The sequence below is a fragment of the Agarivorans sp. QJM3NY_30 genome (genome assembly GCF_050870855.2).
Taxonomy (GTDB): domain Bacteria; phylum Pseudomonadota; class Gammaproteobacteria; order Enterobacterales; family Celerinatantimonadaceae; genus Agarivorans.
On sequence record NZ_CP194038.2, the window covers coordinates 4,210,773 to 4,237,071 of the forward strand.

Below are 26,299 nucleotides of genomic sequence, written 5' to 3' on the forward strand. Positions count from 1 at the left end.
GCCTTTTCTTTTGTCTGCACAAGTCGCGTGCTATGCTGGGTTGGTCGCTGGAGAAGAACAATTGTTAGCTATAATCAAGTATTTACTCAAACCCGCTATTTTTGGTTTAGCCATGGCTATCGGCATTCTATTTGCTTTCCCTGAATTTAGGGAAAATAGTAAACAGCTGTTAAATGACTATACCGAAACCCCACTCGGTAGTTACGCCCTCGCTTCGAGACGAGCTGCCCCCGCAGTCGTTAACATTTACACCCGTAGCTTTCTACAATCTTACGTGAAGGCCGATACTCAATTGGAATCTCAAGGCTTAGGCTCTGGGGTGATTATGTCTAGTCAAGGTTTCGTACTGACTAATCTCCATGTCATCGCAAATTCCGATCAAATTGTCATCGCTTTACAGGATGGACGCATTTTTAATGCTGAATTAGTCGGAGGTGATGTTGTGACTGACTTAGCGGTGTTAAAAATCGATAACTCTTCTGACTTACCCGTCATCCCACAAGATGATCAACTAACCACTCAAGTCGGCGATATCGTTCTCGCCATCGGCAATCCCTATAATGTAGGTCAAACGATCACTCAAGGGATCATTAGTGCGGCTGGACGCAGCGGTATGAGCTCTACCGGTCGACAAGACTTTTTACAAACCGATGCCGCAATTAACCGTGGAAACTCTGGGGGTGCATTAGTCAATACCCGTGGCGAACTGGTGGGGATTAATACCTCTGCTTACCACCTAAACGATGCTACAGATACCTATGGGATTAGCTTCGCTATTCCTTATTTGCTGGCTAAAAAGATCATGCAGAGTCTGATTAAAGATGGCACTATCGTGCGTGGCTATCTGGGTTTAGACGGACAAAAAATCACCCCACTTCTCGCTTCTCGCTTAAAATTACACGATACCCAAGGGGTCATTGTAAGCGGTGTAGATCCTGTGGGGCCAGCCAGTAAAGCAGGCATCCAAGCCAACGATATTCTAGTCAATATTGCCGGCCAAGAGATTGTCTCAATCAAACAGGCGATGGATATTGTTGCCGAAACCCGACCGGGTAGCGAAATTCGAATACGCCTATATAGAAACGGGGAACAACTAGAGCTCCCCGTGACCGTAACCGAATTGAAATTACCAACCCGGCCTAAGAACGTTCATTAAACCGCGTAATATTGGCTCCTAGCCGCGCAAACTTAGTTTCGATGTCTTGATAGCCCCGGTCGATATGATAAATCCTATCGACCACACTCTCACCTTCTGCGACTAAGGCTGCTATCACCAAGCTCGCAGAAGCACGTAAATCGGTAGCCATCACCTGTGCACCACTGAGTTGCTCGGTGTGCTTACAAATCGCCGTATTACCCTCCAGCTCTATTTCGGCCCCCATGCGCGTCAATTCAGGCACATGCATAAAACGATTTTCAAAAATCGTCTCGGTGACATGACCAGTTCCCTGAGCGAGAATATTCAATACTGTAAACTGGGCTTGCATATCAGTAGGGAAGGCCGGGTGAGGTGCTGTTTTCACATTCACAGCTTTAAGCTCGCAGCCTTGCATATCCACTTCAATCCAGTCCGAACCACTGCTAAGCTTAGCGCCAGCTTCCGCTAACTTCGCCAATACCGCATCCATTAATGCGGGATCGGTATTGGTACAACGGACTTTTCCACCCGTCACTGCAGCGGCCACCAAGTAGGTCCCCGTTTCAATCCGATCGGGGAGTACACTGTACTCACCGCCATGCAACTGCTCCACACCTTGAATCACAATGGTATCACTTCCGGCACCTTGAATATCCGCCCCAAGAGTGTTTAAGAAGTTAGCCAAATCAACCACTTCAGGTTCGCGGGCTGCATTCTCAATAATCGTTTGACCCTCAGCGAGAGCCGCCGCCATCATCAAGTTCTCGGTGCCTGTAACACTCACCATATCCATAAAGATCCGCGCGCCTTGTAATCGGCCAGAAACTCGCGCTTTTACATAACCATCTTCCACATTCATATCGGCTTGCATCAACTCTAAGCCATGAATATGCAGATTTACCGGACGAGCTCCAATTGCACAACCACCAGGCAAAGATACATCGGCCTCACCATAGCGAGCGACTAAAGGGCCAAGCGCCATGATTGAAGCACGCATAGTTTTGACCAACTCATAAGGCGCAACAAAGTCGTTGGCTTTACCCGCCTTCACTGTGACAGTTTCACCATCGACCAGCACTTCACGGCCCAAATGCTGTAACATCTTACAGGTGGTGCCAATATCTCTTAACTGAGGCACATTGTGTAACACCACTTGCTCTTCACATAACAAGGTAGCAAACAAGATCGGTAGCGCGGCATTTTTTGCCCCAGAAATAACAACTTCGCCTTGTAAACGACAGCCGCCTTGTATTCTAAATTTATCCACTTCAACTCCTACTACAGTTGGCCAAATTTTTGTTGTTTTTGCCATTCATCAGGAGTGAAAGCCTTAATCCCCAAAGCGTGAATTTCGTTACTCGCAATGTAGTCTTTCAATGGTGCATATATCGCTTGTTGCTTTTTAACCCGCGATAATTCCTGAAACATGGTACCCACGGCAATCACCTGAAAGTGATTGCCTTCTCCAGTTACCTGCACATGTTCCAGTTCAAGCGTTTGCATTAATATCTGTTCAATTTGTTCGGCTTGCATAATGACGCTCCGCAAAAGTGCTTTATTTTTCAAACTGCAGCAAAGGATTAAGTTCATAGAGCTCAAAAAGTTGCTTCGCCTGCTCTGGGCAGTGTTCGATTTTTAAAGGATGACTAGGTTCTGGTTTTAAGGCGGTGATAATAGCGGCTATTCCAGCAGAGTCAATCCGCTTTAACTTGGACAAGTCGAGCGTAGCGGCCTGACACTCGGCCAGTAGCGGCCACTGACTAACAACCTGAGAAACCGTCCAGTCACCGCGGATCGTTAAGCGTTGCGGGTCAATTTGTAAAATTGCACTCATTTTGAAGGCCCAACAGATTCAAAATTCTTTTTCTCTAAGAGTTCAATCACTTCATCCACACTGCTAGAGCGGATCAAACTGTCTATTTCTGATTGTTTGGTCGCCAGCAAACTAACGCCTTCCGCAACCAGATCATAAGCTAACCATTGATCTTTATTTCTCAGCTTTCTAAATTTAAAAGACAAGTTGATCGGAGGCCGCTCACCATCAATAAATTGAGCTTTTACGGTGACCTTAGTTTGCCCCTCGACCGATCGTTCCGGTTCAATGAGTACTTTCTGTTGTTTATACTGAGCTAATGCTTGGGTATAAGTTGCAACTAAATACTCCTGAAATGCCTTAATGAACCTAGCACGCTGTTGTTCATCAGTTTTTTTGAGGTGTTTACTCAATACCACCAACGCGGCGTAGCGATAATCAATATGAGGCATCAGCTGCTGACGCACAATATCTTCGACTTGCTGATCCACGGTAGAGCTATCTCGGTCAATTTTAGCCAAGCGACTAAAAGTTTGCTCAGCAACGTAGTTCATCAAACGGTAAGGGTTTTGATCCACATTTTCCGCTTGGCTTGTGGCACTAAACAAACTCGTCAGCAACAGCAAAAATACTACTCTCATGGTCATCATTACTTCTCCTTGGCTGAATATAAAAATTGGCCAATCAAATCTTCCAACACCAACGCTGATTTAGTATCTTCAATCAACGCACCATCATTGAGGTGCTCAATACCTTCAACGACAAAGCCAGGGGTGAGACCAATGTATTGCTCTCCTAACAAGCCCGCGGTAAGGATCGAAAGAGAACTTGTCTCTGGGTAAAAACCGTATTGGCGATACATATTCAAAGTCACCTTTGGCATATAATCATCAACATCAAGTTCAATCGCTTCAACTCGACCAACCACGACCCCTCCCACTTTTACTGGCGCGCGTACTTTAAGCCCTCCAATATTGTCAAACTTAGCATACAGCGTATACAGATCATTACTGCTACTAAACTGACTATTCGCAATTTTCAACGACAAGATTAATAGCGCAGCGAAACCCAGTAATACAAACAATCCAACCGACAACTCAACTTTATTTACTTTCATGTTATTCCCTAAACCTAGCTGCCAAACATTAGTGCAGTTAATACAAAATCTAAAGCCAAAACCAGCAACGAAGCATGCACCACACTTCGCGTCGTCGCCTGACTAATCCCCTGAGCGCTAGGGGTTGAGTCGTAACCATTGAATAATGCTACCCAAACCACCGTAATCGCAAACACCGCACTCTTGATAATCCCATTACCAATATCTTGGCCAAACTCTATGGATGCTGCGGTAATCGACCAAAAGCTGCCGTTATCGACCCCCAACCATTCCACGCCAACTAAGAACCCGCCCCAAATACCGACCAAATTAAACATCAGCGTTAATAGGGGCATGGCAATAAACCCAGCCCATAAACGCGGCGCTATCACCCGCTTAAGTGGGTCAACGGCCATCATCTCCATACTGGATAATTGTTCAGTAGTTTTCATCAAGCCAATTTCTGCGGTGAGCGCAGAGCCAGCCCGCCCTGCAAACAACAAAGCGGTCACCACCGGACCAAGCTCCCGAAGTAGCGATAACGCAACCATAGGACCAAGACTGGTTTCGGCACCAAAATCGACCAAAATATGGTAGCCCTGTAGCGCCAGAACCATCCCAATAAATAGACCTGAAACCAAGATAATAGGCAGTGACTGCACCCCCACCACATAGATTTGATAGATCGTATCTTTCAGCAATTGCCGACTTGGCCAGCTCGATAAGGCATGCCATAACATTAAGCTCGCTCGGCCGAGCGAGGCGAAGCGTAATAGGGTCTTACGACCTAATAGCGCAATAACGTCAATCATAAGGCCGCCTTAAGTGCTTGTGCATAATCGTCTGCTGGATAATGAAAAGCCACCGGGCCATCGGCTTGACCATTGAGAAATTGCGCCAAACGCGGATTCGGATTTGACGCAATTGCTTCGACGCTACCTTGGGCTAATACGCTATGGCCATCAATTACAAACACGTAATCAGCGATACTAAGAACTTCACTCACATCATGAGAAACTATCACCGAGGTCAATTGTAAACTTTGGTTCAAGCCTTGGATCAATTTAATCAATACCCCCATTGAGATGGGGTCCTGACCAACAAAGGGCTCATCGTAAAGAATTAGCTCGGGCTCCAAGGCAATCGCTCTTGCTAGCGCCACTCGACGCGCCATTCCGCCCGACAAATCACTCGGCATCAGCTGCGCGGTGCCACGTAGACCCACGGTTTGTAACTTCATCAACACCAAGTTTCGCAATACCACTTCCGGTAACTGAGTATGTTCTCGTAAGGGAAACGCGACATTCTCAAAAACATTAAGATCACTAAACAAAGCACCACTTTGAAATAACATGCCGATCCGTTTACGTAACTTGAATAATTCGCGACGTTTCAGCTGATGCACATTTTGCTGGTCGATCAGCACTTCACCCGACTGCGGCTTTAGCTGCCCAGCAATCAGTTTAAGTAAGGTCGTTTTACCGATCCCGCTAGGCCCCATAATTGCGGTAATTTTACCGCGCTGAATACGCAAATCGAGGCCTTCAAAGATAACTTTGTCACCGCGCTGAAATGCTAATTGTTTTACTTCAATCAAATTTTTAGCCACTCCATCAGCAATCTTGACTGTTCAAGGCTGCCATATTATTGAGATAATTGATGACACTCAAGGTTAAACTCTTCCCTTTTGTCAGGAAAATGTTGACAATGCTTGCTATTTTGTCCGCATCACTGATATTTGTTGATCCAAGGAAACCCATGTTCGTTGAATGTTTATTATTAGTTGTTGGTTTAGCGCTCTTAGTTTGGAGTGCTGATCGTTTTGTTTTTGGCGCTGCCGCTATTGCTAACAATTTTGGTTTACCGCCGATGATTATTGGCCTAACCATCGTCGCCTTGGGCTCCTCTGCCCCAGAAGTTATGGTTTCAGCAACCGCCGCCTTAGAAGGCAAAATGAATACCGCAGTGGGAAATGTAATCGGCTCCAACATTACCAATATCACTTTAGTTCTCGGCGTGACCGCCTTATTCAAACCTTTATTCGTTTCATCATCAACGTTATTTAGAGAATTACCGATGGTGTTAGCCGCCACGGCATTTGCTGGTTGGATATTACATGACCAACATCTTGGATATATAGAAGGTACCTTATTATTGACGATATTTGTAACCATGATGGCCTTTCTCATCATCGGCTCGCTACGTCAACGTAACAACGCCAAACTAGATCCAATGATGGAAGAAGCCGCTTCGGAAGTCCCCAAAGATGTAGCAACCAGCAAAGCTTTGTTGTGGCTTGCGGTTGGTTTAGTATTATTGCCGATAAGTGCTGACATATTAGTCGGTTCAGCCTCAGAAATCGCGCGCTATTTTGGGATCAGTGATTTAGTGATCGGCTTGACCATCATCGCCATCGGCACCAGTCTGCCAGAACTAGCTGCTTGTATCGCAGGGGTCATCAAGAAAGAAGATGACCTGGTTCTGGGTAATATTATCGGCTCAAACCTATTCAATATTTTAGCCGTATTAGCGGTCCCCGCAATGCTCGCCCCCGGTCCAATTGACGCCCTTGCTGCCGAACGTGACTTCTATGTCATGATGGGGGTAACCTTATTACTGTTTGTGATGTCAATGAGCTTCTTTGGCAGAAGTCGCAAAATATCACGTTGGGAAGGCGCAATATTATGCTGCAGCTTTGTTGCCTATCAACTGTTATTATTCTCGGCTTAAGCGACTATTTTTATTCAGCATTATTTGAGGGAAATTGAGTGTCAATTGATTATATCGCCACCGCTAAACAGGTTTTAGAAATCGAAGCTTTGGGCATCGAAAATCTGCACCAATACTTAAACCAAGATTTTAGTGCAGCCTGTGAGTTAATCTTAGCGGGTAAAGGTAAGGTCATCCTTACCGGGATGGGGAAGTCGGGTCATATTGCCAATAAAATAGCCGCGACTTTAGCGTCGACCGGGACCCCAGCTTTTTTTGTGCACCCTGGCGAAGCCTGTCATGGTGATTTGGGCATGATATCCGCCGATGATATTGTTATTGCGCTCTCAAATTCTGGAGAGTCAGAAGAGATCCTCTCCTTATACCCGGTGTTCAACCGTATCGGTGTACGCTCAATTGCACTCACCAGTAACCCTCTCTCAAGTATGGCAAAATTGGCCGACTACCACCTGTGTGTTGCCGTTCCCCGTGAAGCGTGCCCTCTCGGCTTAGCGCCAACCGCTAGCTCTACCGCTACGCTCGTCATGGGAGATGCTTTAGCCGTGGCGCTACTCCAAGCTCGAGGCTTCACTGCCGATGATTTTGCACTATCTCATCCGGGTGGCAGTTTAGGCAAAAAACTGCTATTGAGTGTTCACGACATTATGCTCAGCGGGGAACAAATTCCTTTAGTTGTAGTCGAACAAACTATTCGAGAAGCACTATTTGAAATTACCGCCAAAGGTTTAGGTATGGTTGGCGTCGTCAATCAGCAGCAACATTTAGTCGGAATTTTTACCGATGGAGATTTACGCAGGATCCTAGATCAGCGTATCGATATTCATGAAACGCCAATTGGTCAAGTGATGACACACAACCCTAAAGTAATAGAAGATGATTGGTTAGCCTTTGATGCGCTTAAACTGATGAAGAAAGACTCAATTAACGGTCTATTTGTGCTCCATCAACAAACCGTAATTGGCGCTTTTAATATGCACACCTTACTGCAAGCAGGAGTCTATTAGTGAGTGTTGAAACGCCCTACGGTGCGGTCACCCAGCAAAACTACAGTTTAGCCAGAAATATAAAATTGCTCATTTGTGATGTCGATGGCGTATTCTCCGATGGTCGGATCTACCTCGGTAATGATGGCGAAGAATTAAAGGCCTTTCACACCCATGATGGCTTTGGTATTAAAGCATTACTCAATGCAGGTATTGAGGTTGCGATTATTACCGGCCGCCAATCAAATTTAGTCAGCACCCGCATGCAAGCTTTAGGTGTGCAGCATATATTTCAGGGCCAGCAAGATAAAATGCAAGCCTATCGACAATTACAACAAAAGCTAAGCTTAAGCCCCGAATACTGTGCCTATATCGGCGATGACGTGGTCGATGTTCCAGTCATGAATGCCTGTGCCTTAGGGGTTGCTGTATATGACGCCCATCCATTATGTAAACAAGCTGCCAAATTAGTGACTAAAACCGCTGGGGGTTATGGTGCAGTGCGGGAATTATGCGATTTAATTCTTCAGGCACAAGGACAGCTACAAAATGCTCAGGGCATGAGTATATGAATAAACCCACTTGGTTTTTTGCGGTTTTATTTATGGTGGCTTTGGTGCTTTGGCAGCTCAGCCCGTCAGATACCCAACAACTGACCGAAACTCGCGAAATCAATAAACCCAATTTTATTGCCGAACAGCTATACAGTGTTAGTTTTGGCGAACAGGGAAGGCCCCGCTATCGTATTTATGCCGAACAGATGGCGTATTTTGAGCAACTCAAGCACACCACTTTCAGCCAACCAAAAATCTTGGTATATCCCGATCCCAAACAACCTGTATGGCAAATCGTGGCCGATCAAGCTACAGTACAGCAGCAACACACGGTCATGTTAAATGACAATGTAGTAATTAAAAACTTGAGTCGCAGCAAATACGTTCGTGACTTAATTACAGACAGCTTGGAAATCGACCTGCAAAACGAAACCATGCATAGTGATAAACTCGTTACCGTTTATGGCCCATCCTACGAATTATATGGACGCGGAATGAACGGTGATTTAGCCAATGAAATAGTGACTTTATTAAATGATATCGAAGCGGTTTACCACAATCCACAAGAATAAATTAGCCTTTTTAGCAAGCCTGTTACTCATCAGTTGGGGGGCTCAAGCGCTTGAAGACGACTTCAATAAACAAATTGTCGTCGATGCCGACCGTCAACAGGTTAATATCAAAGAAAATCGCGTCACTTTTTATAGTAATGTCGTCGTGACTCAAGGCTCGATAAAAATGCGCGCCGAAGAACTGAGCGTTATCGGAAGTGAGCAAAAAGGCAGCGAAGTGATGATAGCAAAAGGCAAACCAGCCACCTTCTATCAGCTCTTAGATAATGGTAAGCCCATTGAAGCAGAGGCGAACGAAGTGCGTTACGATTTGAAGACTCAAACGCTTACGCTTACTAACAATGCACTGCTGAAGCAAGAAGAAAGCTTAGTCAAAGGTCAAATGATTAAATACAGCATTAACAAACAAGAAATGGTTGCTCAGGGCGACCAAAACAATCGGGTGACCACCATTTTCTTACCCCAACAACTCAACAAAGTTGCCCCCAAGGCCACGCCTCAACCATGAGTACCTTAATTGCAGAAAACCTTGCCAAAAGTTACAAGGGGCGCAAGGTCGTTAAAAACGTGAGTCTCAATGTTGAAACTGGAAAAATTGTCGGTTTATTAGGGCCCAATGGCGCTGGAAAAACCACCACTTTTTATATGGTGGTTGGTTTAGTCCCAAGGGACCAAGGGCGGATCCTAATTGACAACGAAGATCTGTCAAGTACCGCCATGCATACCCGGGCTCGCAAAGGCATAGGTTACCTACCGCAAGAAGCATCTATCTTTCGTCGCCTCTCGGTAGAAAAGAATATTTTAGCGGTCTTAGAAACACGTAAAGACCTCGATAAACAACAACAAATGGGCGCGCTCGATGACTTACTTGAAGAGTTTCATATTGGTCATATTCGCAAGAATTTAGGCATGAGTCTGTCGGGCGGTGAACGTCGCCGAGTAGAAATTGCCCGCGCTCTAGCTGCCGCACCTAAGTTTATTTTGCTTGACGAACCCTTCGCAGGCGTGGATCCTATTTCTGTTATCGATATAAAAAAAATCATTGAACATCTTCGTGATCGCGGTCTGGGTGTATTGATCACCGACCACAATGTAAGAGAAACACTAGATGTTTGTGAGCACGCCTATATCGTTAGCCAAGGCGAACTGATAGCCTCAGGAAAACCTGAGGAGATACTTAAAAATGAGCATGTGAAACGAGTTTATCTCGGTGAACAATTCAAGCTATAGTTAAAGTATGTCCTCAAACGCGATAATAAAAAGAAGGAACAGCGGTAATTAATGAAAGCATCTTTGCAGTTGCGTCTTGGTCAGCAATTAACCATGACCCCCCAGTTACAACAGGCCATACGCTTACTCCAGCTTTCGACGCTGGATCTGCAGCAGGAAATCCAAGAAGCTTTGGAGAGTAATCCTCTGCTAGAAGCAGATGAAGCGCAAGCAAATGACGCAGACTCGGCTGAATTTAAATCAGCCAGCGAGCAAAATAGTGATGCAAACAATAGCCAAACGGAGATCGATAGCAGCCAGATGGAAACTGGCGATGCCATTAGTCAAGATACCGTCGCAGACGATCTTCCGGTTGACTCAACTTGGGATGACATTTACAGCGCGAGTTCGGCTCCTGCCAGCTCTTCATCCGGTAGCAGCAGTGATGACAACGACATGTTGTTTCAAGGTGAAACCGTTGACTCCTTACAAGATCACTTGCTCTGGCAAATGCGCCTCACGCCTTTTAGTGAAATAGACCAAGCGATCGCCCTCGCCATCATCGACGCAGTCGACCAATCAGGTTACCTGACCCAAGATTGTGAGCAATTACTTGAGGGACTACGTTCGATTGAAAATAATGATTTAGATGTCGAGTTAGATGAAATTGAAGCAGTACTTAAACGTATTCAGCACTTCGATCCAGTTGGTATTGCTGCCCGCTCTCTACAGGAATGCTTACTCATCCAATTAAGTCGTTTCAGCGAACAAACACCTTGGCTGAATGAAGCGAAAGACATCGTATCGAATCATATTGACGTATTAGCAAATCGAGATTTTCGTTTATTGGCCCGTAAAACCAAGTTAAAAGAGGAGCAGCTACGCGAAGTGATGCGGCTGATTCACACCTTAGAGCCAAGACCTGGTAATGCCGTCGAACCAAATCAAGCCCAATACGTAATTCCCGATGTCTCGGTGATTAAACGTCAAGGTCGCTGGGTGGTTGAACTCAATCCTGACGCGATGCCAAAACTACGCATCAATTCACATTATGCATCGATGACTAAAACCTCGACCAACGCCAACGATACCCAGTTTATTCGCAGCCATCTGCAAGAAGCAAAATGGTTCATCAAGAGTATTGAAAGCCGTAACGAAACCCTACTGAAAGTCTCTAATTGCATCGTGCATCACCAACAAGCTTTCTTTGAATATGGTGAAGAAGCCATGAAACCGATGGTATTGAATGATGTTGCCGAAGCGGTTGAAATGCATGAATCCACGATCTCTAGGGTCACGACTCAAAAATTCATGCATACCCCTCGCGGGATCTTCGAACTCAAATACTTTTTCTCTAGCCATGTGGCTACCGATGGTGGAGGAGAATGCTCCTCAACAGCCATTCGTGCATTAATTAAGAAACTGGTTGCTGCCGAGAATACCAGTAAACCACTCAGCGATAGTAAAATCGCTGATATTTTGGCAGATCAAGGCATCAAGGTGGCTAGGCGTACGATAGCTAAATATCGTGAGTCATTGGCTATTCCACCTTCTAACCAACGTAAGAGCCTTATTTAAAGGCCACTATAAAGGGGACGACATCTATGCAAATTAACCTTACTGGACACCACGTAGAAATCACTGAGTCTTTGAGAGAATATGTCCACACTAAGTTTACTAAGCTACAACGACGATTCGACCAAATTAATAATGTCCATGTTATTCTCAATGTCGAAAAACTGAATCAGATTGCCGAAGCCACTATACACCTAAATGGTGGTGAATTATTCGCCACTTCAGAACACGCTGATATGTACGCGGCCATCGATAGCCTCATCGATAAGCTCGATCGCCAAGTCATTAAGCATAAAGAAAAACTCACCAAACATTAGTCATAGTAATGCAAATAGATAAAGTACTAAGCTTGGACTGCACCCAAAGTGCAGTCCAATGTTCGTCAAAAAAACGAGCATTGGAATTGATCAGTGAACTAGTTGCGAAGCAACTCGACACCACATCTAAAAGTATATTTGAAAGTTTATTAAATCGTGAACGCATGGGCAGTACTGGCATTGGCCAAGGCATCGCGATCCCTCACGGTAGAATAGGCAATCAATACCATGCGACCGCAGTATTATTACGCTGTACTCCGGCGATTTCCTTTGACGCCATTGACAATCAAGCCGTTGATTTAATATTTGCCTTACTGGTTCCCGAAGACCAATGTCAACAACATCTAAATACTCTCGCTCAAGTTGCTGAAAAACTTAACGATAAGCAAATATGCAAACAACTTCGTACAGCACAAAGTGATGACGAATTATACACGATCATGATAGCCTAAGACTCTAATCGTTATTAGGGGTTATCATGGAACTGATTATCGTTAGCGGGCGCTCCGGTTCAGGTAAAACGGTCGCACTACGAGTATTAGAAGATTTAGGTTATTACTGTGTCGACAATTTACCAGTCGTATTATGGCGTCCTTTAATTGAACACCTAAAAAGACAGTACACCAAAGTCGCCATTAGCATTGATGTGCGAAATTTACCTGATGAACCCTCACCCATCGGTCAACTAATTCGCGATGAAGGCTCTGAGCTTAACCTATTAAGTATTTTTCTCGACGCGAAAGATGATGCGCTGATCCGCCGCTACAGTGAAACTCGGCGGGTTCATCCACTGAGTCAAAACGACATGTCTCTAGCCAAGGCCATAGAATCTGAAACCGCCCTGCTCGCCCCCATTTCTCGCAATGCTGACCTAAGAATAGATACCTCGCGTTTATCCGTACATGAATTGAGTCAGCTCATTCGATCGCGAGTGACCGGAGAACAACAGCAGCAATTAATTATGGTGTTTGAGTCCTTTGGCTTTAAAAATGGCGTACCCAATGATGCCGATTACCTATTTGATGCTCGCTTTTTACCGAACCCGCACTGGCAAGAAGAACTACGACCTTTATGCGGTCTCGATCAAGCGGTTAAAGATTATTTAGCCAAGCAGCCTCTTGTAGAGCAGTACATCCAGCAAATCGCTGATTTATTAGGATCTTGGCTGCCGCATTTAGAAGCCAATAATCGCGCCTATCTGACCATCGCAATTGGTTGTACTGGCGGACAACATCGTAGTGTTTATGTCGCCGAACAACTGGCTGAACACTTTAGTCAAAAACGTAAGGTGCAGCGGCGCCATCGAACTTTGGAACATAAACTTGAAACTCACTAGACAAGTCGTCGTAAAAAACAAACTGGGCTTACACGCTCGCCCAGCCACCAAACTGGTCGAATTGGTACAAGAATTTGAAGCTGAAGTAAGTATTATTGACGGGAAAAAAACCGCTTCGGCTGCCAGCGTGATGGGATTGCTGGTGTTGGCAAGCGCTCAAGGCAATACCCTCACGATAATCTCTGAAGGTAACGATGCAGAGGCTGCTCTCGATGCCATACAACAACTCGTTGAAGCAAACTTCGACGAGGAATAACGCGAATTTATTGATGCAACTGCTACACTAAGTCCTGTTGCATTTTTAGTGAATATTTATATCGTAGCGGACAAGGCAGAGCCTATCGCGTAGAAACAGCACTGATGCAGGTACTCAAGCCGTAAACTGTGACACATGTTACCCAAAGGGTTCCGCTGAAAACCTTTGTACCATCCGCGACAGGTTCACCCGCTCTAAAAGCGTGGTTTAATCTTTACACGACTATAAGGACCGCTTATGCCTGAAGAGATGGAGTTAAATCCTAATCAACACAAACGCCTACAGGAGCTAAACCAAGCGCTCGATAGTGGTATGTTTGTGCATGTTAGGCGAATGCTTCATCAGATGCCGCCTTGTGATGTCGCTCTACTATTAGAATCTAGCCCTCCCGCAGGTCGAAAAGTATTATGGCAACTCACCGATCCGGAAAAGCACGGTGAGATCCTCGAAGAATTAAACGAAGATGTCATGGAAGGGGTACTCCAATTAATGGCCCCCGAAACCCTTGCTGCAGCGACCGAGGGAATGGACACCGATGATATCGCCTACGTGCTTCGCAGCCTACCCGATAGTGTCTATCAAGAGGTGTTGTCGCAAATGGATGGCCAAGACCGCCATCGAGTCGAAGCTGCGCTCGCTTATCCAGAAGACACCGCTGGCAGTATCATGAATACCGACACCATCACCCTGCGGGCAGATGTCAGTATTGATGTTGTATTGCGCTATTTGCGGCTTAGGGGCGAACTTCCTGAGGCAACGGATGCACTTTATGTTGTCGATGAGAATGATTTACTACTCGGCGATATCCCACTATCAACCTTGCTCACCGTTAATCCAAGCGTCAACGTCAGAGAGGTAATGGATAGTAATGCCGAAACCATACCGGTCGCCATGGATGAAGATGACGTGGCTTCCCTGTTTGAACGCCACGACTGGATATCTGCCCCAGTAGTTGATGAACAAGGGCGCTTGTTAGGCCGAATTACCATCGATGATGTGGTGGATATTATTCGTGAGCATGCGGAACACTCGATGATGGGGATGGCGGGGATGGACGATGATGAGGATACCTTCGCCCCGGTCTTAAAAAGTACTCAACGGCGCACCGTCTGGCTAGCGGTGAATCTTTGTACGGCTTTAATTGCAGCGTCGATTAGCAATATGTTTGAATCAACGATTGAACAATTGGCAACGCTAGCGATCTTAATGACTATTGTTCCTAGTATGGGTGGCATCGCTGGCAATCAAACTTTAGCGCTCGTGATCCGGGGGCTTGCGGTGGGCCACATTGGCGAGGGCAACTCTCGCTGGTTGATCGGTAAGGAAGCCGCAATCGGTATGTTAAATGGCTTAATTTGGGCGAGTGTTATTTCGGTAGTGATCACCCTATGGAAAGGTGACTGGACTTTAGGCATTATCATCGCTGGGGCGATGTTCATTAATATGTCCTTAGCCGGATTAGCTGGGGTTAGTATTCCCTTATTAATGAAAAAATTTAATATCGACCCCGCTTTAGCGGGGGGAATGGCCTTAACCACCATCACCGATGTGATGGGCTTGTTCTCCTTTTTAGGTATGGCCACCTTAGTATTAGCTTAAGGCAGGAGTATCTAAATCGAAGCTCCTACTAAATATCAATCAGCCTAAGCGCTGACGAAAAATTTATCTTTGAAGCAAGCTTGAGCTGTATTTTCGGAGAAAACAAAGCGGCATACCACAGGCCGCTGTTAAAATGCTTATCTTAAACAGAAATAGACGCTGAAAGAGCAACAAGTACTAGCTACCCGCAATCTTCATCGAAGAAATCAATATTGAACCGGTTTGAATTGAGCTTTCTTTATCGAAGTCATCCGCAATGGCAACTATATTGGCAAACATCTCTGGCAAGGTACTGGCTACCGTAATCTCATGTACCGGAAAAGCAATTTCACCATTTTCAACCCAATAACCAGCCGCGCCTCGAGAATAATCACCGGTGACCAAATTAACGCCTTGGCCCATCAGCTCTGTCACCAATAAACCGGTTCCCATTTGCTTCAGCAAATCAGCCCGATTTATCCCACTGTGCTGCACTAACCAATTATGGATCCCACCAGCATGACCGGTACTTTGCATGCCCAGTTTACGTGCCGAGTAGCTGGTTAACAAATAGCTCTCTAAACGCCCATCAGCAATAATATGGGTCGCTTTCGGGGCCACGCCTTCGCTATCAAAAGGAGTACTTGATAAGCCTTTTTTAATAAAAGGGTCCTCGTAGATCGACAACCAACTAGGGAACAGCTGACTGCCCAAACTATCGAGTAAAAAAGACGAACGGCGATACAAATTACCACCACTAATCGCCCCCACGAGGTGGCCAAATAAGCCACTCGCGACCTCTTGGTCAAACACCACCGGCACCTCACAAGTCGCTATTTTACGACTACCGAGGCGACCTAAGGTTTTACTAATCGCCTTGTCGGCCAGTTGTTGAATACTGTCTAAATCGGCAAAATCACGCGCCACGCTATAGGCGTAATCACGCTGCATCTCTTTATCACCGGCGATCAACATGCAACTAATGCTATGGCGGCTGGTTGGATAGCCTTCAACAAAACCATGGCTGTTTCCATAAACCTTCACCCCGTAGTGACTATTCACATTCGCCCCGTCACTGGCCTTAATCTGCGAATTGCTCAAAGCTAAGCCTTCACATTGCTTGGCTAATTCAATAAATTTTTCAGGCTCCAATGGGTGAGGATGAAATAATTCTAGATCCGCAATATCTGTTGCTAGTAATGCTTTATCTGCAATCCCTGCCGCTTTATCCGCCGATGTATATTGAGAGATATCATAAGCCGCTTTCACCGCATTGGTGATAGCTTCTGGACTCAGATCTGAGGTTGAGGCACTGCCCTTACAATTCGCCGAATACACCGCAATCCCCAGCGCACCGTCATGATTAAACTCAAGGGTTTCCACTTGTTGATCACGAGTCGCAACACAAATTCCCGTTTGTTTCGAAATCGACACTTCGGCTTCATCCGCGCCAAGTTGTTTTGCTTGCTTAATCGCAAACTCAACAGCTTGTTTTAATTGACTGAGTTCTTGGCTCGATTGTTTTTCAGGGCTCATTTTGATTTTTTAATTTCCATGTATGGCCCTCGGGCCTGTTGAACTATAGCGGTCAATTTTCGTTCGAGATCTTAGGATGTTATCCCAGCTCAAGTGATGCAGCTTAGCATTCTAAGCAAACACCTCGCAACAATAAGTAAACGCCTTACAACAAAGAGTCAAAGGTTTTAGCCAAAGCCATGATCCAGCGTTTATAAGCGCTTACTGCTTGGCACAGAGAGACAAGCTAACAACAGCCAAAGCACCGTTCAAAAATCCACCAGCCAAGTCCCAAATGTAAGCATTAAAGATAAACCCTCTTCACCACAAAACTCATCGAGCGGCCATAGCCAAGAACTGGTAAGATATGCGAAAAGTGCTATGAGTAACAGAAAATGAGTAATGACCCGTCCTTTACAGACGAAGATGAGTGGATTAGTAAATCAGAAATCAAGCGTGAAGCCGATAAACTGAAAAAATTGGGCGTCGAATTAGTGGGTTTAACCAACCCACAAATAGAGTCCATCAGCATGAGCGCAACCTTAAGAGAAGCAATTGCCCTTGCCAAACGCTTGAAAGATAAACGAGAAGCGGCACGCCGCCATATGAATTACATCGGTAAAGTACTAAGAACCGAAGACATTGAAAGCATCAATGCTGGCTTAGATAAGATCCGCAACAAACACATTTATCAAGCACAGGCCCAGTTAGCTCTAGAGAAACGGCGAGAGCAGCTAATAGAAGAAGGGGACCCTGCGATTAATGCCTTAGTCGAAAAAAATCCAGCGTTAGAGCGTCAAAAATTGCGCCAGTTGGTCCGCCAAGCCAAAAAAGAATTAGAGCAGCAAAAACCAGCTAAGGCTCACCAGGACTTGCTTAAATATCTCAAATTACACTCTTAAAAAAAGGGCCAAGGCCCTTTTCATTTATGCAGTGCCACCAACGGTAAGCTGATCAAGTTTCAAACTCGGCTGGCCAACCCCCACAGGAATGCTTTGTCCTTCCTTACCACAGACTCCAACCCCTTGATCCAAACACAGGTCATTCGCCACCATCGACACTTGTTGCATCGCTTCAGGGCCACTACCAATTAAGGTTGCCCCTTTTATTGGCGTAGTAATCTTACCATCTTCAATGAGGTACGCTTCCGAAGCCGAAAAGACAAACTTACCCGAGGTTATATCCACCTGACCTCCGCCAAAATTAGGCGCGTAAATGCCTTTTTTCACCGAAGCGATGAGTTCTTCAGGCTCACTTTCACCACCTAACATATAAGTATTGGTCATGCGAGGAAGCGGCAGATGTGCATAAGACTCTCGGCGTCCATTTCCAGTCGACTGAGTATCCATCAGTTGAGCATTATGCTTATCTTGCATATACCCTTTCAGAACACCGTTTTCAATTAATACATTATATTGCCCAGGCGTACCTTCATCATCAATACTCACCGATCCCCGACGGTTGGCAAGCGTACCATCATCAACAATAGTACATAATGGCGAAGCTACCTGTTGTCCGATACAACCAGAAAATGCCGAAGACCCTTTACGATTAAAGTCACCTTCCAGACCATGTCCCACCGCTTCGTGTAGTAACACACCTGGCCAGCCAGCACCGAGTACTACTGGCATCAGTCCGGCTGGGGCATCCACCGCTTCTAAATTCACTAAAGCTTGGCGTACCGCTTCTTTCACATAAACCATCGCCCGTTCACAGCCATCAACTTCTTCAAGGAAATAACTATAATTCTGACGTCCACCACCGCCCGCAGATCCGCGTTCACGGCGCTGTTTACGTTCGACTAAGACACTACAATTGAAACGAATTAATGGCCGAATATCCGCAGCTAAGGTACCGTCACTAGCTGCGATTAATACTTCTTCGTAGACCCCACTCAAGCTCACGATCACTTGGTTAACCGCAGGATCTAAGCTACGAGCATACTTGTCGGCGCGTTCTAATAAGGCAATCTTCTGTTGATTAGATAAACTAACCAAGGGGTTATTGGCTTGATAATACTGTTCCGCTGCGACCCGTTTAAAAGGCTTTAAGTTGCCCCTTGAGGCTGGCGAGCTGATCCCTCTGGCCGCCTGACAAGTCTGCATTAAAGCATTGGGATTAATCACATCCGAGTAGGCGAAACCGGTCTGCTCTCCACTGATCGCACGAACCCCAACCCCTTGTTCAATGTTATAGCTGCCTTCTTTCACGATGCCATCTTCTAAAACCCAAGATTCATGTCGACTATGTTGAAAGTACAAATCGGCATAATCTATTTGGTTCTTCGCCACTTCAGCCAGCGCTAAGCTCAACTCTTGTTCGCCAATGCCACTTGGCAAGAGTAAGGATTGACTGACTTTTTCAAACGACATAGTGATTATTTTCTCCACCCTAAATGTAATTGCCCGTGCAACGACACTGGCATACTGCTTCTCACTTGTTGAATTAACTGCGGATTAAATTCGGCTCGCGCCATAGACTCTCCGCTCGCTTGTATATCTAAACAACGTCCCCAAGGGTCAACTACCATCGAATGGCCCCACGTTTGGCGCTGGTTATGGTGGGTGCCAGCTTGATTAGCCGCCACCAAATAAAATTGATTTTCGATCGCTCGGGCCTGTAATAAAGGTCCCCAATGCGCCTCTCCCGTCACTGCGGTGAATGCAGCTGGTAGTAATACAATATCACAGCCCTGTTCGCGCAACAGCTGAAATAAATAAGGGAAACGCAAATCAAAACAAATCGCCATCCCAACTCGATATTCACCAATATCAAACCACGCCAAATTCTGCCCCGCGATAAAATAATCTGACTCTCGATAAGCCCCCACATTGTCGGCGACATCAACATCAAATAAATGCAACTTGTGGTAATGCTGAAGTAATTTGCCGTGAGGGGAAAAAGCCAAAGATGAGGTATAGCAACGGGTGTCATCTTCGGCCAGCGTTGGCATACTGCCTGCCACCAAATATATTCCATAGCGCTTAGCTTGCTCGGCGAGCCATTGTTGGATCGGTCCATCGCCTAAAGCTTCCGCCAGCTGCATATATCCCTGCTCCCCTACCCCATAAGCCGCAAAATTTTCCGGCAAAAGCACCAAATCTCCGCTTTGTGGTTTAGCCTGAGCGAGCAAGCGCTCTGCCTGTTGTAGGTTGTCAGCTAAGTTGGCACTCGAATTCATTTGTAAGGCAAGTAAATTCATTAACGTGCGTTCTCCTTTCTAAACTCATCGGGGACTTCAATTTTTTGTTTCACGCGTTCTAATTCAATTAATTCAGGCTGGCGAATATTACCTTTAAGAGCAAAATCAATTTGAGTCACCACTTCCACCACCGGCTCAAGTAACTTCGATAGCGCAAGTACTGCAACCCCCGTCACAGGGGTAACCAAAAAAGCGGCTAAAACGGGTAAGCTAGAAGTCACTTTAGGTGAATAACTTACTAAATAATCAACTTTACCATCCCCAAAATCAACTTTTCCTTTACCACGCATGGTACCGGCGACCCCATCCAAATAAAAATCTTGGTTATCAGCTACCCCATGTTTTAAATTGATCGAGCCACTCATTGAATCAAAGTGCAGGCCCTTCTCAAACACGTCACTAAAATCAAGTTTCAAACGTCGTCGAATCGTATCGAGACTAGCTAAAGTCAATAAGCGAGTACCTTTATCGCTCATTTCGGTGAGGGCACCACTACCTGTTTTCATCGATAGTTTGCCATCTAGAGACCCTTTTTGAGGCCGATAAAGTGCATCTTGCCAGCTAAGGTCAAAGCTAAAGTTTGCCGGCGTTCTTTTGAGTGGGCTGGTTATGCCCATCGTTTCAATCATCTGCTCCATGCTGTCACTATTCAAAGTTCCAGCCACTCCCGCTTGTTCTCCGTGTTCGCTTTCGGTCCAAAACAACGCAGAAGTGAGCTGACTATGTCCCCAATCAATCCATAAGCGACCATTTTCCAGACGATGATCCACTATTGGCATATCCAGCTTAAGCTTACCCAGACGATAATCTGCAAATTGGCAAGCATCACATTCAAGCACAAAAGGCGGTAATCGTTGCAATAACGAAACCGGCTCAGGGGCGAACAATGATTCCGAATCCGCCGACTCAGAGGCGCGGTTGTCAGGCTCAAGACTAAACTTCAAATTCGGTAATATGGCTTTTTCAATCTTGACCTGTACTGGCATTTCGAGACTGGGCTGAGAGGGCGCAGCAATACTTGCCAACAATTGATCCGAACTAATTTGCAACTGAGTTTTACTCAAAGGAAGATAGGCAAAATCAAAATTATCGAGATCTTGTTCCAATAAATGAGCTTGCTGAACCTTGCCGCGAATAAACATGAGGGGCGGGCGCTCAAAACTCACGTTGCGAAAGTCACTCAGTTTTTCTTGCGGAACAAAATTAGCTTGTTGTTTCATCCACTTCAACCAAGGTTGCAGTTCAAGTTCAGCAAAATCAAAAGACATCGCTAAACCATTGCCCTGCCAAAGCAGATCATTATTGGCGCCCAGATTCAGTAGACCATGAGTGATTTTTTTCTGCTCATTTTGATAACTTAATGTCAGCTCTGCGGAGACCAACTGATTGCTTTCCAAACGAATATCACTGGCTTGATTATTACCACTCACACTTAAGGCTGTCGGCCAGAGCTGCGTTTTAGTTTTCCCCAAGGGCGCGGGAAGCCGTGATGCTAAACCCAGTAATTCAGAGCGAAAATCACCACGATAGTCAAATAAGCCTTGCGGCTTCAACTGAATATTTAGATCACCCTGCCAGGCTAAGTCACCTGTCGCATACTCGCTTAAAGGTAAACCAAAAGCGCGCTCTGCTGCGTTGATTTTCCAACGCCCAGCGAGATCGAAATCAAGCTGATAATGAGCCGCTTGTGCCTCAGTCTTTAATTTTACATCCAGCGGCATGCCACGCCAAATCGCACTGAGTTTATTACTATGCAACTTCTCATTTTGAAAAGACAGCCGTCCTTTGAGTTGGTTAAGCTTCATCCCAGTAGGAATAATGGCCAAATTATTCCCCAAAAAGTCAACATGACCATTCACTTCTACTTCGCCGCCAGATAAGGGGATATGAAGATACACCTGCCCCGCAACATCACCATTGCTTAACGGCAGTTGCTGCAAGCTACTACTTAAGGCTGTGACCGGAGATTGCATCAAATAGTCAGCCACGGCCTTTGCGGGCGCCTTGATATCACCAGTGATAAATAACTCTGAATCATGGTGAAATTCAGGAATACTCGCAGTAATCCGTTGTGCTGGTACCGCTCCCAAGAGCGCTTGGTTGCTTTCCATAAACAAGCCATCATTTTGAAACAGTAGATCAAGCTGCAGCTTCTCTAGGTTTGGCCAATGAGGGTCAAATTTAAAACGGGCATCTTTCAGTGGAACAAAAGCTTGAAAGATACCATCGTGTTGCTGATAGGGGTAATGATTGAGTTGTCCGTACCACAACACCTGACTATGCTTGGCTTGGCCCGCTAATAAGGCTGGTTTAAGGTAATCGAACACCTTACCCGGCATAATTTTGGGGTAATAACGATAGGCTTTTGCCGCATCTTTAACTTCTGCGTTGGCGATTAGGCTGAGTAATGGCCATTGACCCTGCTTTGGCCATTGCAAAGACCACTGGGCGAGCAGATCTAATTCAGGGGTTCGTAACTGAGTATAGGCACTACTTAAGCGAAGCGCTGAATCAGCAAAATCGATATTTACCACTGAATCAAAAGCCTCGATTTCAAAGGTTTCAGAAAATTGAACCGCCAGGCCAAACTTCCCCTGTTGTTTAAAATGCACTTGAGCCCTTTGTTCATCACCCGCTAAGTGAACATTTAACTGCTCAAAACTTGGAATAAAAGACTGCCCTTGAGCGCTTAAATCCGATAGTTGCGCCTGATATTGCCACCGCTTGCTAAGCGGTAAGTATTCAAGCTTCAATTGCTCCAGAGTACCCGCCTGTAGCAATTTCGACCATGCAATATCTTGCTTATCGGCAGCCAACCAATCTATCGCGCCAGACCAGGCTGCAAGATCCAAATGTTGGATCTGCCAAAGTTGCCGCTGTTGACTCACCACAGCCTGTAAGTCAAAGTCACTGTTGGGCTGACCATTCATGTTCAGTACCCACGGCAGTTTATCCACCCGCCATTGTTGACCCACTTGCAGCGCCTGTAACAAACCACCATTAATGTGCAGCTGCTGTAATTCTTCTGCTCCCCAGAATACACTACTCGGCTGCCATTGCATGACCCAACGTTGCTGCTGTTTCGCACCAAAATCGCCCCATAACGAAAGATTTAAGTCACTGCTCAATTGGCTGGAAACTTTCCCAGAAAGTAGCGGGATGGTATTTACATTAAGATGTTCCGCTTCCGCGAAAAAATGCCCGCTCAACTGCTTTATTTGACTGGCATCACCGCTTAAGTCCACTCGAAATTTAACCCGTCCACTCTCCAAACCTTGACCGATCCGCACTTCTCCATCGCCCTGATGGAGGCCATTGCTATTCAGCCAATCCAAATTCGCAATATCGAGTTTAAGTTGATGCTCAGGGAAGTTCAGTAGGATGATACTATTGGTGAGGCTAAAACGAGTTAACTGCTCCAAAAAGGTATCAGCAATCGCTTGATAAGAATGTGAGTAATCGATCGTTTCTTCTGATTCAGAAGGTGCTACATCCAGCTGAAAACTCAAGCCATCTAGCACCAAATCTTTAAACACCACCTTTCTCTGTTCCAGTGTTTGCCAAAGATCTAGTTCTAGCATTAAGGCATCAACGTGAAACTGAGTATCACGATCTTTACCGATGGCAATTTGGCTATTTTCAAATACCAACATCGGACGGAAATTATGTAAACGAGCATTAAGCTGACCAATACTCAGGCTAGCGTCCTGCCCTTTAATCAACCAAGCGGCAATGTCATCTTTATAATGGCTGGCAAATGCTAAAATGCCGCGAGCTAAACTTAAGCACACGGCAACAATAACTAATAATAGCGCTAAACCATGCCAACATTGACGAGCACTTCGGGAGAAAGCCTTCAACATAGATCTACATTAAGACCACATCGAATTGTTCTTGGCTATACATCGGTTCAGTTTGGATCTTCACTTGCTTGCCAATAAACACCTCTAGCTCCGCCAAACTATGGGACTCTTCACCCACTAACATCTCCGCAACTTGAGTCGACGCATACACGATGAAATTATCAGCATCATAAGCTCTGTTCACCCGTATCACCTCCCGTAAAACCTCATAACAAACCGTTTCTACTGTTTTCACAGTTCCACGACCACGACAGGTTGGACACTCGCCGCAAAGAATATGTTCAATACTTTCTCGAGTACGCTTACGCGTCATCTCCACCAAACCAAGCTGTGAAAAACCACTGATATTGGTTTTCGCACGATCTTTTGCTAAGGCGAGCTCTAGACTATGCAACACTCGGCGCTGGTGTTCCGTCTCAGACATATCGATGAAGTCGATGATCACAATACCACCTAAATTACGTAAACGTAATTGACGAGCAATTGATTGTGTCGCTTCGATATTGGTATTAAAAATTGTTTCTTCAAGATTTCGGTGGCCGACAAAAGCGCCGGTATTAATATCAATGGTGGTCATCGCTTCAGTTTGATCGATGATCAAATACCCACCCGACTTTAAATCAACCCGGCGTTTTAAGGCTCGTTGGATTTCGTTTTCAATATCAAACAAATCAAAAATAGGTTGCTCACCAGCATAGTACTCTAGGATCTCGGTAAACTCGGGCACAAATTCAGCACAAAAAGAAATCAACTGTTCATAGGTTTCCCGAGAATCTACTCGGATCCGATCCAAGTGAGTGCCGACAAAATCACGAATAATACGCAGAGCTAAATTTAGCTCTGCGTACAACTGGCTTTTGCAGGCGGAGCTTTCTTTTCGTTGTAAAACTTTACGCCATACCCGCTTTAAGAAAGCAGCATCTCGCTCTAGCTCTTCTGCGCCAACCCCTTCGGCTGCAGTACGAATGATAAAACCACCCAGTTCGTCCACAAAATCGGCACAAATATCTTTCAGCCGTTCCCGTTCTTCCTCGCTCTCAATACGTTGTGAGACACCAACATGGCTGCTGCCCGGCATAAAAACTAAATAGCGTGAAGGCAGCGTAATATCGGTGGTTAAACGAGCCCCTTTAGTGCCTAAGGGATCTTTCACCACCTGCACCATAATATCTTGACCTTGGCGAACCAATTCGGCGATATTACCCACTTGGAAGTGTTCTTGCTCGGTAACATCCACACATTCGGTATGGGGCACAATATCCGATGCATGCAAGAAAGCCGCTTTATCTAAACCGATATCAACAAATGCAGCTTGCATTCCAGGTAGCACTCGGCTCACTCGCCCTTTATACATGTTGCCAACAATTCCACGACGCGCATCACGCTCAACATGCGTTTCTTGCAAGATCCCGCTATCGACTAAAGCAACACGGGTTTCAGTTGGAGTGACGTTAATCAATAATTCTGCTGACATAGTAACCTAGCAAGTTAAATAACAATGAAGTAAACGATCGGTTTCAACTAAGGGAAGCCCGACCACCGAGCTATAGCTGCCCTCAATCGCTTCAACAAATTTACCACCGATCCCTTGGATCGCATAACTCCCTGCTTTATCGCAGGGTTCGCCGCTAGCCCAATAGTCGCTCATTTGCTGCATAGAAATAGCACAGCACTTCACCTGAGTGGTGACCAATTCGGTATGGGGCTGATCTTGATAATACAAACACACAGCAGTCATCACTCGATGCTGCTTGGCACTTAACAACTGAAGCATTCGTTGACTATCGGCCTGATCTTTTGGTTTCCCTAAAATCTGCCCCTGACAAACTACGATTGTATCCGACCCCAGCACTGCGCTGTTCGCATCCGTTTGCTGACGATATATAAGCGCCGCCTTTTGCTCCGCCAAACGCCTCACTAATTGCTCTGGCGTTTCATTTGCTAACACCGCTTCATCAATATCGGCCGCTTGCACACTAAAGGCCCAGCCCAACTGAGTGAGTAACTCGATTCTTCGGGGGGAGGCCGAAGCCAAAATCAGCGGGTAAGCTTGCTTCACGTTATTTTCCATTGGCGACGCAATTTACGTAACAATAAGAATATCCATGGCCAAGCAACCGCAGAAGTAATCACAGGATAGAAATACCCCTCAGGCAGATGTATATCCAGCACTAAATATTCGGCCCAAAATACCACCAACTTCGCAAGGGCAACCATCACAGCAACAACCAAGGCTTGTTGCCACACCGAAAAATTGCGTAAACGGGTAAAATTGGTCGCCGCAAGATAGGCGACGATCGACATCGCAAGCGCCCTAACACCCAAAGTTGAACCCAGCAGAATATCAAGGATAAATCCGACTAAAAACGCACTCCCCACATTACTGCGATGCGGTAAGGCAATGGTCCAATAAAACACCCCCAGCAATACCCAGTCGGGACGAAAAGCATCGGCGACCAAAGGCAAGGGAATAATCGCCAATATTAAGGCAATTAAATGACAACAGAGAATGGTCCCGCGACCATTAATTTTTTCTAACATGCAAAAGCCTTTGTTGCCGAA

28 protein-coding genes are annotated in these 26,299 nt (G+C 45.6%); 14 read left to right on the forward strand and 14 right to left on the reverse strand.

Translation table 11 applies throughout. The annotated features are described in order from the left end of the window. Window positions 1–61 precede the first annotated feature (61 nt). Window positions 62–1,156 carry an outer membrane-stress sensor serine endopeptidase DegS gene (gene degS / locus ACRRSX_RS18995; RefSeq protein WP_432456020.1) on the forward strand — a complete coding sequence of 365 codons (1,095 nt, stop codon included), beginning with the start codon at window positions 62–64 and terminating at the stop codon, window positions 1,154–1,156. On the opposite strand, the gene murA is transcribed toward degS, so the two are convergent. The 7 genes from murA to ACRRSX_RS19030 are packed head-to-tail and all read right to left on the reverse strand — an operon-like array spanning window position 1,140 to window position 5,644. After that, the gene (murA, locus tag ACRRSX_RS19000) at window positions 1,140–2,405 is read right to left on the reverse strand and encodes a UDP-N-acetylglucosamine 1-carboxyvinyltransferase (RefSeq protein WP_432456019.1); all 1,266 of its coding nucleotides are present in this window, start codon (window positions 2,403–2,405) and stop codon (window positions 1,140–1,142) included. The genes degS and murA overlap by 17 nt on opposite strands. 11 nt (window positions 2,406–2,416) lie before the next feature. Continuing rightward, window positions 2,417–2,671, reverse strand: coding sequence for a BolA family protein (locus ACRRSX_RS19005; protein ID WP_432456018.1), 255 nt, complete (start codon window positions 2,669–2,671; stop codon window positions 2,417–2,419). 22 nt (window positions 2,672–2,693) lie between these two features. Then, complete coding sequence (locus ACRRSX_RS19010) at window positions 2,694–2,972, reverse strand: STAS domain-containing protein (protein ID WP_432456017.1); 279 nt, start codon at window positions 2,970–2,972, stop codon at window positions 2,694–2,696. After that, window positions 2,969–3,601, reverse strand: coding sequence for an MlaC/ttg2D family ABC transporter substrate-binding protein (locus tag ACRRSX_RS19015; protein WP_432456016.1), 633 nt, complete (start codon window positions 3,599–3,601; stop codon window positions 2,969–2,971). The genes ACRRSX_RS19010 and ACRRSX_RS19015 overlap by 4 nt, the downstream gene beginning before the upstream one ends. Further along, window positions 3,601–4,068 carry an outer membrane lipid asymmetry maintenance protein MlaD gene (gene mlaD / locus ACRRSX_RS19020; protein ID WP_432456015.1) on the reverse strand — a complete coding sequence of 156 codons (468 nt, stop codon included), beginning with the start codon at window positions 4,066–4,068 and terminating at the stop codon, window positions 3,601–3,603. Before mlaD ends, ACRRSX_RS19015 begins: the two co-directional genes overlap by 1 nt. A 14-nt stretch (window positions 4,069–4,082) precedes the next feature. Then, on the reverse strand, window positions 4,083–4,859 hold the full coding sequence (gene mlaE, locus ACRRSX_RS19025; RefSeq protein WP_432456014.1) for a lipid asymmetry maintenance ABC transporter permease subunit MlaE: 777 nt from the start codon (window positions 4,857–4,859) through the stop codon (window positions 4,083–4,085). After that, the gene (locus ACRRSX_RS19030; protein WP_432456013.1) at window positions 4,856–5,644 is read right to left on the reverse strand and encodes an ATP-binding cassette domain-containing protein; all 789 of its coding nucleotides are present in this window, start codon (window positions 5,642–5,644) and stop codon (window positions 4,856–4,858) included. The genes mlaE and ACRRSX_RS19030 overlap by 4 nt, the downstream gene beginning before the upstream one ends. A gap of 161 nt (window positions 5,645–5,805) precedes the next feature. Between ACRRSX_RS19030 and ACRRSX_RS19035 the strand changes: the two genes are divergently transcribed. The 12 genes from ACRRSX_RS19035 (at window position 5,806) to mgtE (ending at window position 15,178) form a co-directional block, all read left to right on the forward strand. Beyond that, window positions 5,806–6,777 (forward strand): calcium/sodium antiporter, encoded by a 972-nt coding sequence (locus ACRRSX_RS19035; protein ID WP_432456012.1) that lies wholly within the window; start codon window positions 5,806–5,808, stop codon window positions 6,775–6,777. 38 nt (window positions 6,778–6,815) lie between these two features. Further along, window positions 6,816–7,781, forward strand: a complete 966-nt coding sequence (locus ACRRSX_RS19040) for a KpsF/GutQ family sugar-phosphate isomerase (RefSeq protein WP_432456011.1) — start codon at window positions 6,816–6,818, stop codon at window positions 7,779–7,781. Next, the gene (gene kdsC, locus ACRRSX_RS19045) at window positions 7,781–8,332 is read left to right on the forward strand and encodes a 3-deoxy-manno-octulosonate-8-phosphatase KdsC (protein WP_432456010.1); all 552 of its coding nucleotides are present in this window, start codon (window positions 7,781–7,783) and stop codon (window positions 8,330–8,332) included. Before ACRRSX_RS19040 ends, kdsC begins: the two co-directional genes overlap by 1 nt. Next, window positions 8,329–8,886, forward strand: coding sequence for an LPS export ABC transporter periplasmic protein LptC (lptC, locus tag ACRRSX_RS19050; protein ID WP_432456009.1), 558 nt, complete (start codon window positions 8,329–8,331; stop codon window positions 8,884–8,886). The genes kdsC and lptC overlap by 4 nt, the downstream gene beginning before the upstream one ends. After that, on the forward strand, window positions 8,849–9,394 hold the full coding sequence (lptA, locus tag ACRRSX_RS19055) for a lipopolysaccharide transport periplasmic protein LptA (RefSeq protein ID WP_432456008.1): 546 nt from the start codon (window positions 8,849–8,851) through the stop codon (window positions 9,392–9,394). The genes lptC and lptA overlap by 38 nt, the downstream gene beginning before the upstream one ends. Further along, window positions 9,391–10,116 carry an LPS export ABC transporter ATP-binding protein gene (gene lptB / locus ACRRSX_RS19060; RefSeq protein ID WP_432456007.1) on the forward strand — a complete coding sequence of 242 codons (726 nt, stop codon included), beginning with the start codon at window positions 9,391–9,393 and terminating at the stop codon, window positions 10,114–10,116. Before lptA ends, lptB begins: the two co-directional genes overlap by 4 nt. Window positions 10,117–10,167: 51 nt before the next feature. Beyond that, window positions 10,168–11,673 (forward strand): RNA polymerase factor sigma-54, encoded by a 1,506-nt coding sequence (locus ACRRSX_RS19065; protein WP_432456006.1) that lies wholly within the window; start codon window positions 10,168–10,170, stop codon window positions 11,671–11,673. A gap of 26 nt (window positions 11,674–11,699) precedes the next feature. After that, window positions 11,700–11,987 carry a ribosome hibernation promoting factor gene (hpf, locus tag ACRRSX_RS19070; protein ID WP_432456005.1) on the forward strand — a complete coding sequence of 96 codons (288 nt, stop codon included), beginning with the start codon at window positions 11,700–11,702 and terminating at the stop codon, window positions 11,985–11,987. 8 nt (window positions 11,988–11,995) lie between these two features. Next, a complete protein-coding gene (gene ptsN, locus ACRRSX_RS19075) occupies window positions 11,996–12,439 on the forward strand; it encodes a PTS IIA-like nitrogen regulatory protein PtsN (RefSeq protein ID WP_432456004.1) in 444 nt (147 codons plus the stop codon). 26 nt (window positions 12,440–12,465) lie between these two features. Next, window positions 12,466–13,323, forward strand: a complete 858-nt coding sequence (gene rapZ / locus ACRRSX_RS19080; protein WP_432456003.1) for an RNase adapter RapZ — start codon at window positions 12,466–12,468, stop codon at window positions 13,321–13,323. Beyond that, window positions 13,310–13,579: an HPr family phosphocarrier protein gene (locus ACRRSX_RS19085; protein WP_432456002.1), complete on the forward strand. Its 270-nt coding sequence runs from the start codon at window positions 13,310–13,312 to the stop codon at window positions 13,577–13,579. The genes rapZ and ACRRSX_RS19085 overlap by 14 nt, the downstream gene beginning before the upstream one ends. A gap of 237 nt (window positions 13,580–13,816) precedes the next feature. After that, entirely contained in the window at window positions 13,817–15,178 is a 1,362-nt protein-coding gene (gene mgtE / locus ACRRSX_RS19090; protein WP_432456001.1) for a magnesium transporter, read from the forward strand. A gap of 177 nt (window positions 15,179–15,355) precedes the next feature. Here mgtE and pmbA read toward each other — a convergent pair whose 3' ends face one another. Next, window positions 15,356–16,693, reverse strand: a complete 1,338-nt coding sequence (pmbA, locus tag ACRRSX_RS19095) for a metalloprotease PmbA (RefSeq protein ID WP_432456000.1) — start codon at window positions 16,691–16,693, stop codon at window positions 15,356–15,358. 374 nt (window positions 16,694–17,067) lie between these two features. On the opposite strand from pmbA, the gene yjgA reads away from it, so the two are divergent. Then, on the forward strand, window positions 17,068–17,574 hold the full coding sequence (gene yjgA, locus ACRRSX_RS19100) for a ribosome biogenesis factor YjgA (protein ID WP_432455999.1): 507 nt from the start codon (window positions 17,068–17,070) through the stop codon (window positions 17,572–17,574). A 24-nt stretch (window positions 17,575–17,598) separates the two neighbouring features. On the opposite strand, the gene tldD is transcribed toward yjgA, so the two are convergent. The 6 genes from tldD to mreD are packed head-to-tail and all read right to left on the reverse strand — an operon-like array spanning window position 17,599 to window position 26,278. Next, window positions 17,599–19,044 (reverse strand): metalloprotease TldD, encoded by a 1,446-nt coding sequence (gene tldD / locus ACRRSX_RS19105; protein ID WP_432455998.1) that lies wholly within the window; start codon window positions 19,042–19,044, stop codon window positions 17,599–17,601. A 5-nt stretch (window positions 19,045–19,049) separates the two neighbouring features. Next, window positions 19,050–19,874 (reverse strand): carbon-nitrogen hydrolase family protein, encoded by an 825-nt coding sequence (locus ACRRSX_RS19110; RefSeq protein ID WP_432455997.1) that lies wholly within the window; start codon window positions 19,872–19,874, stop codon window positions 19,050–19,052. Continuing rightward, the gene (locus ACRRSX_RS19115; protein WP_432455996.1) at window positions 19,874–23,737 is read right to left on the reverse strand and encodes a YhdP family protein; all 3,864 of its coding nucleotides are present in this window, start codon (window positions 23,735–23,737) and stop codon (window positions 19,874–19,876) included. The genes ACRRSX_RS19110 and ACRRSX_RS19115 overlap by 1 nt, the downstream gene beginning before the upstream one ends. Before the next feature lie 4 nt (window positions 23,738–23,741). Continuing rightward, window positions 23,742–25,211, reverse strand: a complete 1,470-nt coding sequence (gene rng, locus ACRRSX_RS19120; RefSeq protein WP_432455995.1) for a ribonuclease G — start codon at window positions 25,209–25,211, stop codon at window positions 23,742–23,744. A gap of 6 nt (window positions 25,212–25,217) precedes the next feature. After that, a complete protein-coding gene (locus ACRRSX_RS19125; RefSeq protein ID WP_432455994.1) occupies window positions 25,218–25,808 on the reverse strand; it encodes a Maf family protein in 591 nt (196 codons plus the stop codon). Continuing rightward, window positions 25,793–26,278: a rod shape-determining protein MreD gene (gene mreD / locus ACRRSX_RS19130; RefSeq protein WP_432455993.1), complete on the reverse strand. Its 486-nt coding sequence runs from the start codon at window positions 26,276–26,278 to the stop codon at window positions 25,793–25,795. Before mreD ends, ACRRSX_RS19125 begins: the two co-directional genes overlap by 16 nt. Between the last annotated feature and the right edge of the window lie 21 nt (window positions 26,279–26,299).

Excerpts from the sequence above, each read along its gene's own strand:
- rng (WP_432455995.1), bottom strand. The coding sequence starts at position 25,211 with ATGTCAGCAGAATTATTGATTAACGTCACTCCAACTGAAACCCGTGTT.
- pmbA (WP_432456000.1), bottom strand. The coding sequence starts at position 16,693 with ATGAGCCCTGAAAAACAATCGAGCCAAGAACTCAGTCAATTAAAACAA.
- ACRRSX_RS19065 (WP_432456006.1), top strand. The coding sequence starts at position 10,168 with ATGAAAGCATCTTTGCAGTTGCGTCTTGGTCAGCAATTAACCATGACC.
- tldD (WP_432455998.1), bottom strand. The coding sequence starts at position 19,044 with ATGTCGTTTGAAAAAGTCAGTCAATCCTTACTCTTGCCAAGTGGCATT.
- ACRRSX_RS19010 (WP_432456017.1), bottom strand. The coding sequence starts at position 2,972 with ATGAGTGCAATTTTACAAATTGACCCGCAACGCTTAACGATCCGCGGT.
- ACRRSX_RS19015 (WP_432456016.1), bottom strand. The coding sequence starts at position 3,601 with ATGATGACCATGAGAGTAGTATTTTTGCTGTTGCTGACGAGTTTGTTT.
- ptsN (WP_432456004.1), top strand. The coding sequence starts at position 11,996 with ATGCAAATAGATAAAGTACTAAGCTTGGACTGCACCCAAAGTGCAGTC.
- mreD (WP_432455993.1), bottom strand. The coding sequence starts at position 26,278 with ATGTTAGAAAAAATTAATGGTCGCGGGACCATTCTCTGTTGTCATTTA.
- hpf (WP_432456005.1), top strand. The coding sequence starts at position 11,700 with ATGCAAATTAACCTTACTGGACACCACGTAGAAATCACTGAGTCTTTG.
- ACRRSX_RS19005 (WP_432456018.1), bottom strand. The coding sequence starts at position 2,671 with ATGCAAGCCGAACAAATTGAACAGATATTAATGCAAACGCTTGAACTG.
- mgtE (WP_432456001.1), top strand. The coding sequence starts at position 13,817 with ATGCCTGAAGAGATGGAGTTAAATCCTAATCAACACAAACGCCTACAG.
- ACRRSX_RS19035 (WP_432456012.1), top strand. The coding sequence starts at position 5,806 with ATGTTCGTTGAATGTTTATTATTAGTTGTTGGTTTAGCGCTCTTAGTT.
- ACRRSX_RS19125 (WP_432455994.1), bottom strand. The coding sequence starts at position 25,808 with ATGGAAAATAACGTGAAGCAAGCTTACCCGCTGATTTTGGCTTCGGCC.
- lptC (WP_432456009.1), top strand. The coding sequence starts at position 8,329 with ATGAATAAACCCACTTGGTTTTTTGCGGTTTTATTTATGGTGGCTTTG.
- lptB (WP_432456007.1), top strand. The coding sequence starts at position 9,391 with ATGAGTACCTTAATTGCAGAAAACCTTGCCAAAAGTTACAAGGGGCGC.
- ACRRSX_RS19115 (WP_432455996.1), bottom strand. The coding sequence starts at position 23,737 with ATGTTGAAGGCTTTCTCCCGAAGTGCTCGTCAATGTTGGCATGGTTTA.
- mlaD (WP_432456015.1), bottom strand. The coding sequence starts at position 4,068 with ATGAAAGTAAATAAAGTTGAGTTGTCGGTTGGATTGTTTGTATTACTG.
- ACRRSX_RS19110 (WP_432455997.1), bottom strand. The coding sequence starts at position 19,874 with ATGAATTTACTTGCCTTACAAATGAATTCGAGTGCCAACTTAGCTGAC.
- mlaE (WP_432456014.1), bottom strand. The coding sequence starts at position 4,859 with ATGATTGACGTTATTGCGCTATTAGGTCGTAAGACCCTATTACGCTTC.
- rapZ (WP_432456003.1), top strand. The coding sequence starts at position 12,466 with ATGGAACTGATTATCGTTAGCGGGCGCTCCGGTTCAGGTAAAACGGTC.
- yjgA (WP_432455999.1), top strand. The coding sequence starts at position 17,068 with ATGAGTAATGACCCGTCCTTTACAGACGAAGATGAGTGGATTAGTAAA.
- lptA (WP_432456008.1), top strand. The coding sequence starts at position 8,849 with ATGATATCGAAGCGGTTTACCACAATCCACAAGAATAAATTAGCCTTT.